General features: G+C 66.9%; 15 protein-coding genes and 1 riboswitch. Of the genes, 6 read left to right on the forward strand and 9 right to left on the reverse strand.

The features are described from left to right. Positions 1 to 40 precede the first annotated feature (40 nt). From AC5P6X_RS13015 to pncA, 3 genes are all read left to right on the forward strand, one after another. The gene (locus AC5P6X_RS13015) at positions 41 to 1,450 is read left to right on the forward strand and encodes a nicotinate phosphoribosyltransferase (RefSeq protein WP_088436827.1); all 1,410 of its coding nucleotides are present in this window, start codon (positions 41 to 43) and stop codon (positions 1,448 to 1,450) included. 83 nt (positions 1,451 to 1,533) lie between these two features. Further along, positions 1,534 to 1,763, forward strand: a riboswitch (cobalamin riboswitch). Positions 1,764 to 1,924: 161 nt separating this feature from the next. Beyond that, a complete protein-coding gene (locus tag AC5P6X_RS13020; protein WP_425523930.1) occupies positions 1,925 to 2,611 on the forward strand; it encodes an epoxyqueuosine reductase QueH in 687 nt (228 codons plus the stop codon). Positions 2,612 to 2,666: 55 nt separating this feature from the next. After that, positions 2,667 to 3,293 (forward strand): bifunctional nicotinamidase/pyrazinamidase, encoded by a 627-nt coding sequence (pncA, locus tag AC5P6X_RS13025; protein WP_108269914.1) that lies wholly within the window; start codon positions 2,667 to 2,669, stop codon positions 3,291 to 3,293. 287 nt (positions 3,294 to 3,580) lie between these two features. On the opposite strand, the gene purU is transcribed toward pncA, so the two are convergent. Continuing rightward, positions 3,581 to 4,432, reverse strand: a complete 852-nt coding sequence (gene purU, locus AC5P6X_RS13030; protein WP_005411937.1) for a formyltetrahydrofolate deformylase — start codon at positions 4,430 to 4,432, stop codon at positions 3,581 to 3,583. 114 nt (positions 4,433 to 4,546) lie between these two features. Between purU and AC5P6X_RS13035 the strand changes: the two genes are divergently transcribed. After that, on the forward strand, positions 4,547 to 5,458 hold the full coding sequence (locus AC5P6X_RS13035) for a LysR family transcriptional regulator (RefSeq protein ID WP_049449369.1): 912 nt from the start codon (positions 4,547 to 4,549) through the stop codon (positions 5,456 to 5,458). A gap of 3 nt (positions 5,459 to 5,461) precedes the next feature. On the opposite strand, the gene AC5P6X_RS13040 is transcribed toward AC5P6X_RS13035, so the two are convergent. The 3 genes from AC5P6X_RS13040 to AC5P6X_RS13050 all read right to left on the reverse strand — a co-directional run bounded on the left by AC5P6X_RS13040 (position 5,462) and on the right by AC5P6X_RS13050 (position 7,956). After that, entirely contained in the window at positions 5,462 to 6,562 is a 1,101-nt protein-coding gene (locus AC5P6X_RS13040; protein WP_005411935.1) for an NADH:flavin oxidoreductase/NADH oxidase, read from the reverse strand. Between the two features lie 121 nt (positions 6,563 to 6,683). Further along, positions 6,684 to 7,499 (reverse strand): NAD-dependent protein deacetylase, encoded by an 816-nt coding sequence (locus AC5P6X_RS13045; RefSeq protein ID WP_049449367.1) that lies wholly within the window; start codon positions 7,497 to 7,499, stop codon positions 6,684 to 6,686. Positions 7,500 to 7,554: 55 nt separating this feature from the next. Further along, positions 7,555 to 7,956, reverse strand: coding sequence for an acyl-CoA thioesterase (locus AC5P6X_RS13050; RefSeq protein WP_005407672.1), 402 nt, complete (start codon positions 7,954 to 7,956; stop codon positions 7,555 to 7,557). A 152-nt stretch (positions 7,957 to 8,108) separates the two neighbouring features. On the opposite strand from AC5P6X_RS13050, the gene AC5P6X_RS13055 reads away from it, so the two are divergent. Further along, complete coding sequence (locus tag AC5P6X_RS13055) at positions 8,109 to 8,744, forward strand: LysE family translocator (protein ID WP_005407671.1); 636 nt, start codon at positions 8,109 to 8,111, stop codon at positions 8,742 to 8,744. Between the two features lie 39 nt (positions 8,745 to 8,783). On the opposite strand, the gene AC5P6X_RS13060 is transcribed toward AC5P6X_RS13055, so the two are convergent. The 5 genes from AC5P6X_RS13060 to AC5P6X_RS13080 all read right to left on the reverse strand — a co-directional run bounded on the left by AC5P6X_RS13060 (position 8,784) and on the right by AC5P6X_RS13080 (position 15,373). Beyond that, positions 8,784 to 9,041, reverse strand: coding sequence for a hypothetical protein (locus AC5P6X_RS13060; protein WP_005411932.1), 258 nt, complete (start codon positions 9,039 to 9,041; stop codon positions 8,784 to 8,786). 365 nt (positions 9,042 to 9,406) lie between these two features. Further along, the gene (locus tag AC5P6X_RS13065) at positions 9,407 to 10,426 is read right to left on the reverse strand and encodes a ribonucleotide-diphosphate reductase subunit beta (RefSeq protein ID WP_049449365.1); all 1,020 of its coding nucleotides are present in this window, start codon (positions 10,424 to 10,426) and stop codon (positions 9,407 to 9,409) included. Positions 10,427 to 10,570: 144 nt separating this feature from the next. Next, positions 10,571 to 12,973 (reverse strand): ribonucleoside-diphosphate reductase subunit alpha, encoded by a 2,403-nt coding sequence (locus tag AC5P6X_RS13070; RefSeq protein ID WP_005407668.1) that lies wholly within the window; start codon positions 12,971 to 12,973, stop codon positions 10,571 to 10,573. A 631-nt stretch (positions 12,974 to 13,604) separates the two neighbouring features. Further along, positions 13,605 to 14,705: a cell division protein ZapE gene (gene zapE, locus AC5P6X_RS13075; RefSeq protein WP_329755847.1), complete on the reverse strand. Its 1,101-nt coding sequence runs from the start codon at positions 14,703 to 14,705 to the stop codon at positions 13,605 to 13,607. Continuing rightward, positions 14,702 to 15,373, reverse strand: a complete 672-nt coding sequence (locus AC5P6X_RS13080; protein WP_060380667.1) for an alpha/beta hydrolase — start codon at positions 15,371 to 15,373, stop codon at positions 14,702 to 14,704. The genes zapE and AC5P6X_RS13080 overlap by 4 nt, the downstream gene beginning before the upstream one ends. Positions 15,374 to 15,416: 43 nt before the next feature. Between AC5P6X_RS13080 and AC5P6X_RS13085 the strand changes: the two genes are divergently transcribed. Beyond that, on the forward strand, positions 15,417 to 16,274 hold the full coding sequence (locus AC5P6X_RS13085) for an EamA family transporter (RefSeq protein ID WP_088436828.1): 858 nt from the start codon (positions 15,417 to 15,419) through the stop codon (positions 16,272 to 16,274). Positions 16,275 to 16,369: the final 95 nt, after the last annotated feature.

A 16,369-nucleotide genomic window follows, 5' to 3' on the forward strand; every position in this document is an offset into this window, starting at 1 on the left:
ATAGACCGCTGGTGTCACTCGACGCGAAGGAGCTTCCGTCATGCACTACCTCGATAATCTTCTCCTCAACACCGACAGCTACAAGGCCAGCCATTGGCTGCAGTACCCGCCGGGTACCGATGCCACGTTCTTCTACGTCGAATCACGTGGCGGCCTGCACGATCGCACGGTGTTCTTCGGCCTGCAGGCGATCCTCAAGGACGCGCTGGCACGACCGGTCACCCACGCCGACATCGACGACGCTGCTGCGGTATTCGCCGCGCACGGCGAACCGTTCAACGAGGCCGGCTGGCGCGATATCGTCGACCGGCTTGGCGGCCACCTGCCGGTGCGCATCCGCGCCGTTCCCGAGGGCAGCGTGGTGCCCACCCACCAGGCACTGATGACCATCGAGTCGACCGATCCGGCTGCGTTCTGGGTGCCGTCGTACCTGGAAACGCTGCTGCTGCGCGTGTGGTATCCGGTCACCGTGGCCACCATCAGCTGGCACGCACGGCAGACCATCGCCGCGTTCCTGCAGCAGACCAGCGACGACCCGCAGGGGCAGCTGCCGTTCAAGCTGCACGACTTCGGCGCGCGCGGTGTATCGAGCCTGGAATCGGCCGCGTTGGGCGGTGCCGCGCACCTGGTCAACTTCCTCGGCACCGATACCGTGTCGGCGCTGTGCCTGGCACGCGCGCACTACCACGCGCCGATGGCCGGCTATTCGATTCCGGCCGCCGAGCACAGCACCATCACCAGTTGGGGCCGCGAACGCGAGGTGGACGCCTATCGCAACATGCTGCGCCAGTTCGGCAAGCCCGGTTCGATCGTGGCGGTGGTGTCGGACAGCTATGACATCTACCGCGCGATCAGCGAACACTGGGGCACCACCCTGCGCGATGACGTGATCGCGTCGGGCGCCACCCTGGTCATCCGTCCCGACTCGGGTGACCCGGTGGAGGTGGTGGCCGAAAGCCTGCGCCGGCTGGATGAAGCCTTCGGCCACGCGATCAACGGCAAGGGCTATCGCGTGCTCAACCACGTGCGGGTGATCCAGGGCGATGGCATCAATCCGGACACCATCCGCGCGATCCTGCAGCGCATCACCGACAACGGCTACGCCGCCGACAACGTGGCCTTCGGCATGGGCGGTGCGCTGCTGCAGCGGCTGGACCGCGATACGCAGAAGTTCGCGCTGAAGTGCTCGGCCGCACGGGTCGAGGGCGAGTGGATCGACGTCTACAAGGATCCGGTCACCGACGCCGGCAAGGCCAGCAAGCGTGGCCGCATGCGCCTGCTGCGCCGCCTGGACGATGGCAGCCTGCATACGGTGCCACTGCCGGCCAATGGCGACGACACCCTGCCGGACGGCTTCGAGGACGCAATGGTGACCGTGTGGGAGAACGGCCGCCTGCTGCACGACCAGCGGCTGGACGACATCCGCACGCGGGCGGCCGTGGGGCATTGAAGGTGCATCCCGACCGGGGTCGGATCCCGTTGCAGCGCAGCGGGCTCTGCCCCCTGCGCTCTTGACCGGCGCCACCAACAGGTCCACCTTGCACACGCCGAAGGTATCCCTCCCATCGCTGCGGCGCGGGGAGGGATTTAAACGGGAATCCGGTGAAGGCGCCTCGCGCGTCCATTCCGGAGCTGCCCCGCAGCGGTGAATGGAAACGAATCCTGCCAACAGCACTGGGCTCGCGCCTGGGAAGCGGCGGGTAGTAGGTGGGCTGCGGCCCGTGTCCATCAGCCCGAATACCGGCCCCGGCCGGGGGACACGACCGTCCCCTGACTCGACCTGGAATCTCCGCGGGGAGGTTGCCGGGGCCGTCGTCGTCCTGCGCGTGCAGGCGGTGTGGCCGCGCGCGTCCTGTTCACGGTATCCGGCCAGACCCGTTCACCCACGCGCTGATGCATGGGCCACCGCCGTTGCCGGCGGTCCATGCGGTACCTGACGATGACCGAGCTCCAACGCCCCACCCTGACCCTGCCCGCCGACGGCAAGCGCCTGCTGCTGCATTCGTGCTGCGCGCCCTGTTCCGGCGAAGTGATGGAGGCGATCACCGCCTCCGGGATCGACTACGCGATCTTCTTCTACAACCCCAACATCCACCCGGTGAAGGAGTACGAGCTGCGCAAGCAGGAGAACATCCGCTTCGCCGAGCAGCACGGCATTCCCTTCATCGACTGCGACTACGACACCGACAACTGGTTCAGCCGTGCACGCGGCATGGAAAACGAGCCCGAGCGCGGCATCCGCTGCACGATGTGCTTCGACATGCGCTTCGAGCGCACTGCGCTGTACGCGCACGAGCACGGTTACGACACCATCAGTTCTTCGCTGGGCATCTCGCGCTGGAAGAACATGGCGCAGATCAACGACTGCGGCATCCGCGCCGCCTCGCGCTATGAAGGCCTGCAGTACTGGGACTACAACTGGCGCAAGGGCGGCGGTGCCAGCCGCATGATCGAGATCAGCAAGCGCGAGCAGTTCTACCAGCAGGAATACTGCGGCTGCGTGTACTCGCTGCGCGATGCCAACCACCATCGCCGCGAGAATGGCCGCGAGCGGATCAAGATCGGCCTGTTGTACTACGGGCAGGACGCTGGGACGCCGCAGGACGATTGACGTGCAGGCATGGGGCGGCCACGCTGGTCGCCCCTTCTGTTGTACCGGAACTGCCATGACCGCCCTGCCCGCCGATGTCGCCCTGCTGGTGATCGACCTGCAGCCGGACTTCATGCCCGGTGGCGCCCTGGCCTGCGACCAGGGCGATGCGCTGGTGGCACCCATTGCCGATCTGCTGGCGCAGCGCCGCTACCGCACCGTGGTGGCAACACAGGACTGGCACCCGGCCGACCATGCCTCGTTCGCCAGCCAGCACCCCGGCCAGCGTCCGTTCGAGACCATCCTGCTGCATGCGCAGCCGCAGACCCTGTGGCCCGACCACTGCGTGCAGGGCAGCGCCGGTGCCGCCCTGCATCCGGGCGTGGACTGGACCGTGGCCGACCTGATCCTGCGCAAGGGCATGCGCCAACAGGTGGATTCGTACAGCGCCTTCCGCGAGAACCACGGCCCCGATGGCGAGCGCCCGGCCACCGGCCTGGCCGGCTGGCTGCATGAACGCCGCATCCGCGAAGTGCACGTATGCGGCCTGGCCCGTGACTACTGCGTGCTGTGGAGCGCGCAGGACGCGGTGAAGTCCGGCTTCCGGGTGAAGTTCCTGTGGGAGCTGACCCGGCCGGTGACCGAAGCCAATGACGCGATGGTGCGCGAGGCGCTGGGCAAGGCGGGGATCGCGATCGTCTGAGGCGTGACCGCCGGGCATGGCCCGGCGCTACCGCGCACGTCGCTTATGCCGCTTGCGCGCTCCTGCCCACAACAACACAATCGATTCATCCAGCCCCCTAACTACGCCCCCCTACAGATCGCGGGACGGCCGAACCGGGGGCTTTTCATTGGATGAAATCAGGATTCGGTAGTGCCGGCCGCTGGCCGGCAACCTCGGGATCTCTGCAGTTGCCGGCCAGCGGCCGGCACTACCGGATAGCAACCGTGGTAGCGCCGCGCCATGCCCGGCGGACGCGGGATGGGCGATTACCGGAATACCACCGTGCGATGCCCATTGAGCAGGATGCGGTGCTCCACATGGCGGCGAACCGCGCGTGCCAGCACCAGCGATTCGGTATCACTTCCCAGCCGCACCAGTTCACGCGGTGCCATCGCATGGTCCACGCGGGCCACGTCCTGTTCGATGATCGGGCCTTCGTCCAGGTCCTCGGTGACATAGTGCGCGGTGGCGCCGATGATCTTGACCCCACGCGCGTGTGCCTGGTGGTACGGCTGCGCGCCCTTGAAGCTGGGCAGGAAGCTGTGGTGGATGTTGATCGCACGGCCAGCCAGCGCGCGGCACAGCGTGGGTGACAGGATCTGCATGTAGCGCGCCAGCACCACCAGGTCGATGCGCTCGCGCTCGACCAGGTCGATGATCTGCTGCTCCTGCACCGCGCGTGTATCGGCGGTCACCGGCAGGTGGTGGAACGGCACCTGGTAGGACGCCGCCAGCGGCGCGAAGTCGGCGTGGTTGGACGCCACTGCTGCGATGTCCACCTTCAGCTGGCCGCTGTGGGCGCGGAACAGCAGGTCGTTGAGGCAATGCCCCTGTTTGCTGACCAGCACCAGCAGCCGCGCGCGGCGTCGGCCATCGTGCAGCTGCCAGTCCATGCCGAAGCCCTCGGCAAGCGTGGCCATGGCCGCGTGCACGGTTTCCAGCGGCAGGCCGGCATCGCGGTCGAAGTGCACGCGCAGGAAGAAGCGGCCACTCTCCTCATCGCCGAACTGCTGGGCGTCGAGGATGTTGCAGCCGTGGTCGAACAGCAGGCCGGACACGCGGTAGACGATGCCGGTGCGGTCGGGGCAGGACAGGGTAAGAATGGAATCGGGGCGCATCGCTACAGTGTAGGGCAGCGCCCTGCCCAGCGGCCGGATGATCACGGGTGCAACCGGCCTGCTTGGTTCAGTACCAAGCGATACTTGGACCTTCCCGTGGCAAGCTGGTCGGTCATGAACCTGTTGCAACTGATCCGCAGCTTCACCCGCACCGCAGAGACCGGCAGCATTGCCGCCGCGGCCCGCATCCTTGGCATCAGCGCCACCGCGGTCGGCCAGAACATCAACCGGCTGGAGGCCCATCTGGGCGTACGGTTGCTGAACCGGAGTACGCGGCAGCTGGCGCTCAGCGAGGCCGGCGCGCTGTACCTGGCGCAGGTGCGCCACATCGAAGCCGACCTGGCGCGCGCGCAGGCGATGGTCACCGCCGGTGACATCGAACCGGCCGGGCCGCTGCGCATCGCCAGCAGCAGCGCCTTCGGTCGCCACGTGCTTGCCCCCTTGTTGCCTTCACTGCAGCAGCTCTACCCACAACTGCAGCTGGAGCTGCGCCTGACCGACCGCGCCGTGCAGCATGGGCCGGAAGCGGTGGATGCCAGCATCCGCATCGGGGCGCAGCTGGAGGATGGGGTGGTCGCGCGGCAGCTGGCGCGTGTTCCGTTCGTGTTCTGTGCCTCGCCGGCCTACCTGAAGGCGCACGGCACCCCGCAACAGCCTTCCGATCTGGGCGGTCATCGCGGGTTGCTGCACCGCTTCCCCACCGATGGCCGGCCATTGCGCTGGGGCCTGCTGAAGGACGGCCAGCGCGTGGACGCCGCGCTGCCACCGAGCATGGTCTGCGATGACATCGATGCGCTGGCGACGCTGGCGGCGGCCGGTGCCGGCATCACCCGGCTGGCCGCATTCGTGGCCGAGCCGTACCTGCGCGAGGGCCGCCTGCAGGCGGTGTTCGACGCCGACACCGCGTGGCGCCCGGAACCGATGGAGGTCTACTTCTGCGTCAGCGACCGCCGCGATTTCACCGCCAAGATCCGCGCGCTGTTCGAACACCTTCAGGCCGGCATCGCGCCGGCCTGGCGGGTGTGAGCCTCAGCGCGTCTTGAACACGCCGCGCGCATCGCGCGGCTCGCAGCGCAGGTACTGTGGCGCCGGTTCCACGCTGTCGCGCAATGCGGCAGCGGCATGCCACGGCCAGCGCGGGTCGTAGAGGATGCCGCGCGCCAGGGCCACGGCATCGGCGTGGCGATGGCGCAGGATCGATTCGGCCTGCTCGGGCTCGGTGATCATGCCCACGGCGATGACCGGCATGCGCACCTTGGCCTTGATCGCTGCCGCGAACGGCACCTGGTAGCCCGGACCGACGGTGATCTTCTGGCGTTCGTCCAGGCCACCGCTGGAGACATGCAGGAAATTGCAGCCGCGCGCGTCCAGCACCTGGGCCAGCGCTTCGCTCTGCACCAGATCCCAGCCGCCATCGACCCAGTCGCTGGCGGAGATGCGCACGCCCACGGCGACCTTGTCCGAAACCGCCGCACGCACGGCGTCGAACACTTCCACCAGCAGGCGCAGGCGGTTCGGCAATGAGCCACCGTAGCCATCAGTGCGACGGTTGCTCAGCGGCGACAGGAACTGGTGCAGCAGGTAGCCGTGGGCGGCATGCAGCTCGATCAGCTCGAAGCCGAGGCGCTCGGCACGCACCGCACTGGCGGCGAAGGCGGCGATGACCTCGGCGATGCCGGCCTCGTCCAGTTCCTGCGGTGCCGGATCGGCGGCGTGGAACGGCAGCGGCGACGGCGCCACGGTGGCCCAGCCACGCGCATCGTCGGCCGGCAGCTGGCCACCGCCGTCCCAAGGGCGGTTCACCGAGGCCTTGCGACCGGCATGGCCGAGCTGGATGCCCAGCGGCATCGGCGACCAGCGGCGAACGCTGGCCAGTACCTGTGCCAACGCGGCCTCGGTGCCGTCATCCCAAAGGCCCAGGTCGGCCCAGCTGATGCGGCCACGCGGCTCGACCGCGGTGGCTTCCAGGATCAGCAGGCCGGCGCCGGATTGCGCGAGGTTGCCCAGGTGCATGGCATGCCAGTCGCTGGCGCGGCCGTCTTCGGCGGAGTACTGGCACATCGGCGCGACGACGATGCGGTTGGACAGGGTCAGGGGGCCGAACGAGATCGGCGAAAACAGCTGGCTCAAGACAGTGATGGACGACGTAGGGGATGCGTATTGCACCGCCGCACGGCTCCGGGATCAACCATCTGGATGGATCGCTGTTTCGCGGCGGCGGGTGGCCTGTAGAGTCGACTGACAGTCGACTCTACCCAGCCGATGGTTCGATAACCGACGCCAGCGCCTCAGCACAATCGCGTTCATCCTTGAACTGCAGCAGGTCGTCTGCACGGGTGCGGCCACGGTTCAACGCCGCCACCGGCAGTCCTGCTTTGGCCGCCGCCTGCACGAAGCGGAAGCCGGAATAGACCATCAGCGACGAGCCCACCACCAGCACGGCGTCGGCCTGCTGCAGGTGCTCGTGCACCGCCTCCACCCGCTCGCGGGGCACGTTTTCGCCGAAAAACACTACGTCCGGCTTCAACACCCCGCCGCAGTGCGGGCACCCGGGTACCACGAAGCTGGAGAAATCGGTCTCCAGGTCGGCGTCGCCATCAGGCGCGACGCCGGCCTCCAGCGCATCCCAGCCGGGGTTGGCGTCCAGCAGGCGCTGCTGGAAGTCCTCGCGGCCACTGCGGCGCTCGCAGCCCATGCAGCGCACCAGGTCCAGGCGGCCATGCAGGTCGATCACGTTACGGCTGCCGGCGCGCTGGTGCAGGCCGTCCACGTTCTGGGTCAGGAGCACCTGCAGCTTGCCACGGCTTTCCAGTGCGGCCAGGGCCTGGTGGGTACCATTGGGCCGGGCCAGGCCGAAGCGCGGCCAGCCCAGCAGGCTGCGCGCCCAGTAGCGCTGGCGGGTAGCCGTCTCGCCCATGAAGGCCTGGTAGGTCACCGGTGGCGTGCGTTTCCACTGGCCGTCGCTATCGCGGTAATCGGGAATGCCCGAGGCGGTGCTGCAGCCGGCGCCGGTCAGCACGAACAGGCGCTGGGCGCGGTCGATGAAGTCGGTCAGTGGCAGGCTCATGGCTGCCAGATGGGGGCGCTGCGGCGCCCCTGCAAGCGCCGGTCGGTTGGCCGGGTCAGGCCGCCGGCAGCGGCGGCACCGCGATCGGGTGGCCTTCCTCGTCCAGCGCGATCATCACGAAGTGGCCGCGGGTGCACAGCTTGCGCTCGCCGCTGTGCAGGTCTTCGGCGACCAGTTCCACCTCCACCTTCATCGAGCTGCGGCCGACTTCGACGATGCGGCCGATGGTTTCCACCATCTGGCCGATGCGGATCGGCAGTTTGAAGTCGACCTGGTCGCTGCGCGCGGTCACCACGGTACGGCGCGAGTAGCGGGCGGCGGCCAGGAACGCGGCCTTGTCCATCCACGCCAGTGCCTGGCCACCGAACAGGGTGCCGAGGTGATTGGTGTGGTTGGGGAAGACGATTTCGGCCATGCGCACTTCGATGGGCGGCACGGTCTCGGGGATCGGGGTCATGGGGGAGCTTCGGTGTGGGGTGCTGCGGATTCTAAGCGACCGGCGTGACGGCCATCGGAATGCACGTGCAACGGTCACCCGGCAGCGGTGCCTGCGCAGGCCGCGCCTGCAGCAGGCGTTACACTGCTTCACGCCCACTGCCAGGACCTCCCATGCCCGCCACTTCCGACCTGCTGGCCTTTGCGCTGGTTTCGCTGGCCATGGTGCTCACGCCCGGGCCGAACATGATCTACGTCATCTCGCGCTCAATCTGCCAGGGGCCGATGGCGGGACTGATCTCGCTGGGCGGGGTGGCGCTGGGCTTCGTGTTCTACATGCTGTGCGCGGCACTGGGCATCACCGCCCTGCTGATGACCGTGCCGTTCGCCTACGACGCGCTGCGCATCGGTGGCGCGCTGTACCTGCTGTACCTGGCCTGGCAGGCGCTCAAGCCCGGTGGCCGTTCGCCGTTCGCGGTGCGCGAACTGCCGCAGGACAGCCCGCGCAAGCTGTTCACGATGGGATTCCTGACCAATCTGCTGAACCCGAAAGTGGCGGTGATGTACCTGTCGCTGCTGCCGCAGTTCCTGCACCCGGACAGCGAAGGCAGCGTGCTGATGCAGTCGATCGTGCTGGGCTCCACCCAGATCCTGGTCAGCGTCAGCGTGAACGGCATGATCGCGCTGACCGCCGGCAGCATCGCCGGCTTCCTGGCCGCACGCCCCACCTGGCAGATGGTGCAGCGCTGGCTGATGGGCACGGTGTTGGCCGGACTGGCGGTGCGCATGGCGGTGGAAGGGCGGCGCTGATCGCGGCGTGCCCTCCAGGCGATACGCCCGGCCCCGTAATCAGAACAGTTCAGCGTGGTAGAAGCTCGGTTGTGCCGACCAGGCCTTGATATCGCCACATTGCGGCACGCTGGTGTAGTACAGGCGGATGGGTATGGCGGAGACCTTCGCACTCATCAGCATGGCGTAGGTTGCCTTGCAGACCTCGGGCGGCATGCTGAAGTCGCCTTTGCTGACGATGTTGCAGACCGCGTGGATGGGCGAGACGGTGGTCGCCACGAACACCTTGCCGCTGGCATCGATGGAAACGTTGGTCACCTTGGAATCGCAGTTCGTGCCATGGGCGAGGGGCGGACAGGCGACCAGGACGGCGAACAATCCTCCCGTCCACCCACGAAACACGGTCCTGCGGGTTGCTGTTCCAGGCACTGCAGTCTCCATTGCGACCTCCAGGGTCCATTCAGTTGCGCCACCATGGCAGGACCACGCGCACGGGAACCCGGCGCTGGGATTGTCCACGCGTCATTCCTGCAGTGGCATCCCCTCTTCCTCCCCAGGCCCGGCATGGATGCGAAGCACCGCCACCACTGGCGTCCAGCGAGAATAGCTCATCCTTCTGATGCGCAACGAAAAACCCCGGCATTGGCCGGGGTTCTTCGTTGCGACAGGCCGGGCCGGTTCGATCAGAAGTTCATGTCGAAGGCGACTTCGCCCTGCACGCCGACCTGGTAGGCCGAGACGCGGCGTTCGAAGAAGTTGGTCAGCTCCTGCACGTCCTGCAGTTCCATGAACGGCAGCGGGTTGCGCACGTTGTACTTCTTTTCCATGCCCAGCTTGGCGAAGTGCTGGTCGGCACAGTGCTGCAGGTACTGGCGCATGTCGCGGGTGGAGATGCCGGCCACGCCGCCGGACAGCACGTCCTCGGCGAACTGCACTTCGCATTCGATGGCTTCGGCCAGCATGTCGTAGACCTGCTGCTTCATCTCTTCGTCGAACAGGTCCGGTTCTTCCTCACGCACCACGCGCACCGACTCGAACGCGAACTCCATATGTGCGCTCTCGTCGCGGAACACCCAGTTGGTGCCCGAGGCCAGGCCCGGCAGCAGGCCGCGCGAACGGAAGTAGTACACGTAGGCGAAGGCCGCGAAGAAGAACAGGCCTTCGATGCAGGCGGCGAAGCAGATCTGGTTGAGCAGGAACTGGCGGCGCTGTTCGCGGGTCTCGATGCGGGTCAGGTTCTGGATCGAGTCGATCCACTTGAAGCAGAAATCGGCCTTCTTCTTGATCGAGTCGATGTTCTCCACCGCCGAGAACGCCTTGGCGCGCTCTTCCGGATCCGGCAGGTAGTTGTCGAGCAGGGTCAGGTAGAACTGCACGTGCAGCGCTTCTTCATACAGCTGGCGCGACAGGTACATGCGCGCTTCCGGCGCATTGAGATGCTGGTACAGGTTCAGCACCAGGTTGTTGGAGACGATCGAGTCGCCGGTGGCGAAGAACGCGACCAGGCGGTGGATCAGGTGGCGCTCGCCCGGCGACATCTTGCTGTGCAGGTCGGTGATGTCGATCTGGAAGTTGATCTCTTCCACCGTCCAGGTGTTCTTGATCGCGTTCCGGTACATGTCATAGAACTGCGGGTAGCGCATCGGGCGCAGGGTCAGTTCAAAACCGGGATCGAGCAGCATCTGCTTGGGCTTGTCGGCCATGGGTGTTTCCTTGAATTCCTGGGTGAGCCGCCGGGCGTGGCCCGGCGCTACCGTGGGTGTTTTTCCGCAGCCGAGCATCGCTCGGCTCTACAGGTGCGAGGTGTTCGAGTGCCGACCAACGGTCGGCACCCACCGCGCGGTGTGTTACTGGCAGGCCTCGCAGGCTTCCGGGTTTTCCAGCGAGCAGGCGATGGCTTCGTCCGGGCTGAATACCTTGGCCGGGGCCGCAGCGCTCACCGTGGTCTTGGCGATCTTGGTGGCCGGGCGCGAACGCAGGTAGTAGGTGGTCTTGATGCCCTGCTTCCAGGCGTACATGTACATGGAGGACATCGCGCCGATGTTCGGGCTTTCCATGAACAGGTTGAGCGAGGCCGACTGGTCGATGAAGGCGCCACGCTCGGCGGCCATGTCGATCAGCGAACGCATCGGCAGTTCCCACGCGGTGCGGTAGACCTCGCGCAGCGTTTCCGGAATCTGCGCCACGCCGGCGATGGAACCTTCGGCCAGCTTGATGGCATCGCGCATTTCCGGCGTCCACAGGCCCAGCTTCTTCAGCTCATTCACCAGGTAACGGTTGACCTGCAGGAAGTCACCGGACAGGGTTTCGCGCTTGAACAGGTTGGATACCTGCGGCTCGACGCACTCGTAGCAGCCGGCGATCGAGGCGATGGTCGCGGTCGGCGCAATCGCGATCATCAGCGAATTGCGCAGGCCGTGTTCCTTGATGCGGGCGCGCAGGGCGTCCCAGCGTGCGGTGTCTTCCGGCACCACGTTCCAGGCGTCGAACTGCAGTTCGCCACTGGCGGCGCGGGTGTCGTTGAACGACGGGTGCTTGCCACGTTCCTGGGCCAGCTCGCAGGAGGTTTCCAGCGCGTGGAAGTAGATCGCTTCGGCAATCTTCTTCGACAGGGCGCGGGCTTCGGCGCTGTCGAACGGCAGGCGCTTGCGGAAGAACACGTCCTGCAGGCCCATGCAGCCCAGGCCGACCGGACGCCAGCGCAGGTTCGCGCGGCGGGCGGTTTCGATCGGGTAGAAGTTCAGGTCGATGACGCGGTCGAGCTGGCGCACGGCCAGGCGCACGGTCTCGGCCAGCTTCTCGAAATCGAACTCGTTGTGCTCGTCGAAGTGGTTGCCCAGGTTGATCGAACCCAGGTTGCACACCGCGGTTTCATCGTTGGAGGTGACTTCCAGGATTTCCGTGCACAGGTTGGACAGGTGGATCACGTTGCCCGGACGCAGGGTCTGGTTGCTGGCGCGGTTGCACTTGTCCTTGAAGGTCATCCAGCCGTTGCCGGTCTCGGCCAGCGTACGCATCATGCGGGCGTACAGCTTGCGGGCAGAGATGGTGCGGTTGGCCTTGCCCTGGGCTTCGGCCTGCAGGTAGGCGGCCTCGAAGGCTTCGCCGAACAGGTCGGTGAACTCCGGCACGACGCGCGGATCGAACAGCGACCATTCCTGGTCGGCTTCGACGCGCTTCATGAACAGGTCCGGCACCCAGTTGGCCAGGTTCAGGTTGTGCGCGCGGCGGGCTTCGTCACCGGTGTTGTCACGCAGCTCGAGGAAGTCCTCGATGTCGGCGTGCCAGGTTTCCAGGTACACGCAGGCCGCGCCCTTGCGCTTGCCACCCTGGTTCACTGCGGCCACGGACGAATCCATGGTCTTCAGCCACGGCACGATGCCGTTGGAGTGGCCGTTGGTCGACTTGATGAGCGAACCACGCGAACGCACGCGGGTGTAGCTGACGCCGATGCCGCCGGAGAACTTCGACAGCTGGGCGATGTCGCCGTACTTGGAGTAGATCGACTCCAGCGAGTCCTGCGGCGAGTCCAGCAGGAAGCACGAGGACAGCTGCTCGTGGGTGGTGCCGGAATTGAACAGGGTCGGGCTGGACGGCAGGTAGTCCAGGTTGCCCATGCGCTTGTACAGCGCCAGGGTCTCGGACACGTCCTCGCTCAGCGCGCTGGCGATGCGCAGGAAGAACTGTTGCGGGGTCTCGATCACCTTGCGGGTGTGCGGGTGGCGCAGCAGGTAACGGTCGTACAGGGTACGCAGGCCGAAGTAATCGAAGTTCAGGTCCAGCGAGATGTCGATGGCGTCGTTGAGCTTGCGCGCGTTGGTCTGCACGAAGTTCAGCAGGCGGTCGTTGATCAGGCCGACTTCATGGCCACGGCTGACCGACTGCGAGAAGGCGTAGATTTCCTGGCCCGAGACTTCCTTGGCGATGTAGTTGGCCAGCAGGCGCGCAGCCAGGCGGCCGTACTCGGGCTCTTCACCGATCAGCAGGGCGGCGGTGCGGATGGACAGTTCGTCCAGCTCGCGGGTGGTGGCGCCGTTGTACAGGCCGGAAATGGTGCGGGTGGCCACGCGCATCGGATCGACGGCGTGCAGGCCTTCGGAGGAACGCTGCACCGCGCGCACGATCTTGTTCAGGTCCACCAGTTCGGTCGTGCCATTGCGCTTGGTCACACTCATCGCGTTGGCCGTCGGCGGCGACGTCAACAGGAATTCGCTTTCCTTCTCGATGGTGGCGCTGGATTCGGTGGTCACGGCGTGTGTCCTCTTGGCGTGATTGGTGGGTGCTCGATGCATCGGGTGACGCAGCCCGGGACATGACAGCCCAGGATGGCAGGACGGCGTCGCAGCGGATGAGACCCTGCGCCTGCCACTGCCGTTGACGATCGCGGATGGGTACCCGGGCATCCCTGGAATTGGGGTTGCTGCGACCGACGGCCACAAGATAGTGGGGGTGATGGGGCCCGTCAACGCCAAATGTAGTGAAATTCGGCAATCCCTTGCGCCGCAAGGATCGTGCCGCCGGCGTCCGGATCAGACGCTTCACACCTGCCGGAACGGGCTGCGCAGTCAAGCCCGAAAGGCGTCATTGCGGTGGTACAACGCACCGCGAAAACGGAACAATGACAGCTTCACATGACAGTGATGAAACTGGCTAGGGACAACCCTGTGGATAGGTGGTGGGCAGCCGGTGGGAATCCGGTGGATGCCGGGACCGCCCGCCGGGCAGCGACCCGAGGCTGCATGTGTCGGCCAGGCCGGAGCGGCGGCCGCAGGGAAACGCCGTTGCGCCCTTCTCCCGATCATTGCCGGCCAGCGGCCGGCACTACCGGAATCCCAGGGGGTCGTGCCGGCCGCTGGCCGGCAACGCACGCCCGCAGGCCCCTCACGCCCGGTGCGGGGTGCCCAGGTACTCGGCGCTCTGCATCTCGATCAGGCGCGAGGCGGTACGCTCGAACGCGCCCTGCAGGCGCTGGCCGGTGTACAGCTCCACCGGCGAGGTGCTGGCGGTGCAGACCAGGTTGACGTGGCGGTCGTACAGCTCGTCGATCAGGTTGACGAAGCGGCGCGCGGCATCTTCGTTGAGGCGATCGAACGCCGGAATGCCGCCCAGCAGCACCGTGTTGAACTCGTGCGCGATCTCGATGTAATCCGAGGGGCCGCGCGGGCCCTCGCACAACGCGGCGAAATCGAACCAGGCGATGCTCTTGCCACGGCCGCGGACCGGGATCTTGCGGCCCTCGATCTCGATGTTGCCGGTCTTGGCCGGCTGGCCGCCGCTCAGCTCGTTCCAGCGCGTGGCCAGCCATTCATCGCTGTCGGCCGCCAGCGGTGCGCGGTATACCGGCGAGCGGGTCAGCGCGCGCATGCGGTAATCCTCGGTACCTTCGGCGTACAGCTCGACGCAGAAGCGCTGCAGCAGGCCGATGGCCGGCAGGAAACTCTCGCGCTGCAGGCCGTTGAGATACAGATTCTCGACCGCGGTATTGGAGGTGGTGACCAGGGTCACGCCCTCGGCGAACAGGCGCTCCAGCAGCCGCGCCAGCAGCATCGCATCGCCGATGTCGGTGACGAAGAACTCGTCCAGCACCAGCACGCGCAGGTTGCTGCGCCATTCCTGGGCGATCTTCGCCAGCGGGTCGCTCTGGCCCTGGTGCTCGCGCAGGCGCTCGTGGACGCTGCGCATGAAGCGATGGAAGTGGGTGCGGTACTTCTGCTTGATCGGCAGCCCGTCGTAGAACAGGTCGACCAGGAAGGTCTTGCCGCGGCCGACGCCGCCCCAGAAGTACAGGCCCTTGACCGGCTCGGGCTTCTTCCAGAACGAGGACAGGCGGTCCAGCCAACCGTCCTCGGCACTGTCCAGCAGGCCCAGGTGGATGCGGTCCAGCTCGGCCAGCGCCGCATGCTGGGCCGGGTCGTTCTGCCAGTCGCCACGGGCAACCCCTTCCGCGTACCGCTGCGACGGGGTCAGTTCCACGTCGCTCATGCCGCCGCGCCCAGCCAGTGCTTGACGCCGTGGGTCAGCGCGCCGCGCAGGTCGATCAGCTTGCGGTGGAAGAAGTGGCTGGTCTCGGGCATGCGCACCAGCTCATGCGGGAAATCCAGCGAGTCCAGCCACTGGTAGACAGCCTGCGGGTCGACGATCTCGTCCTGCTCGCCCTGGATCACCAGCCAGCGGGCCGGCGGTGCGATGCCATCGAAGTCCCAGCGGCCGGCCGGCGGCGCGATCGAGATCAGCGCTTCCGGCTGCAACTCGGCCGCGGCCTTCAGTGAAACGAACGCGCCAAAGCTGAAACCGGCCAGCCACAGGCGGTCGTCCGGACGCTGGCTGCGCACCCAGGCGGCGACGGCCTTCAGGTCGTGCTGCTCGCCCACGCCATGGTCGAACTCACCGGCCGAACCACCCACGCTGCGGAAGTTGAAGCGCACCGTGGCGATGCCCAGCTCGCGCAGGGTGGTGGCGGTCATGGTGACCACCTTGTTGTGCAGGGTGCCGCCTTCGGTGGACAGCGGATGGCAGATGATGGCCACGATCGGCTGCACCGGCACATCGGCCTTGGGCAGGTCGACGACCACTTCCAGCGGGCCGGCCGGGCCGTCCAGTTCGAGGCAGGCGGTTTCGCCGGGGGCGACGGGGAACGAGTGCTTGTGCATGGCACCATGATACCGTCCCCCGCCCCTGCCCTGTGCCCGTCCCATGCTCTACCTGTCTTTGGCCGTGATCTGCAGCGTGCTGGTTTCGGTGTTGTTGAAGGTGGCCGGACGCCGCCAGCTGGATGTTTCGCAGATGGTCACCTGGAACTATCTGGTGGCGGCAACGCTCACCGCCGTGGTGCTGCAGCCGCCGCTGGATTCGCTGCGCGCGCCGCACGCGCCGTGGCTGTCATTGCTGGCGCTGGCGGTGGTGCTGCCCTCGATTTTCCTGGTGCTGGGCCGCGCGGTGGCGGTGGCCGGCATCGTCCGCAGCGACGTGGCGCAGCGGCTGTCGCTGCTGCTGTCATTGGCGGCAGCCTTCCTGTTCTTCGGCCAGACTGCCACGCCGTGGAAGCTGGCCGGGCTCGGCCTGGGCCTGCTGGCGATGGTGGCCATCAGCCTGCGCCCGCGCGGACCGGCGGTGGCGTCCTCGCCCGGTGGCTGGGGCTGGCTGCTGGGCGTATGGGGCGGCTTCGCGGTGGTGGACGTGCTGCTCAAGCAGGTGGCGCTGTCCGGCACGCCGTCGATGGCGGCGGTGCTGGCCAGCTTCAGCGTGGCCTTCGTGCTGATGCTGGCGTTGCAGCTGTGGCGGCACGCCAGTGGCCGCAGCCGGTTGGCCTGGCGCAACCTCGGCGCAGGTGCGCTGCTGGGCCTGCTCAATGGCGGCAACATCCTCTTCTATGTGCACGCCCACCAGTCGATGCCGGACAACCCGGCCACCGTGTTCGCCGGCATGAACATCGGCGTGGTGGTGCTGGGCGCGCTGGTAGGTGTGTTCGCCTTCGGCGAGGCCACCACGAAGTGGAACCGCGCCGGCCTGGCGCTGGCGGTGCTGGCGATCGGGTTGATCGCCTGGGGGTGAGCGTTGGTTGCGGCGGGCCATTTCCGCGCCCGCGGTGGGATGTCACTTTTCTTTTCGCGCGAAAAGAAAAGTAACCAAAAGAAACGCGCCGCCAG

Source organism: Stenotrophomonas sp. YJH_SMC_40 (assembly GCF_059368615.1).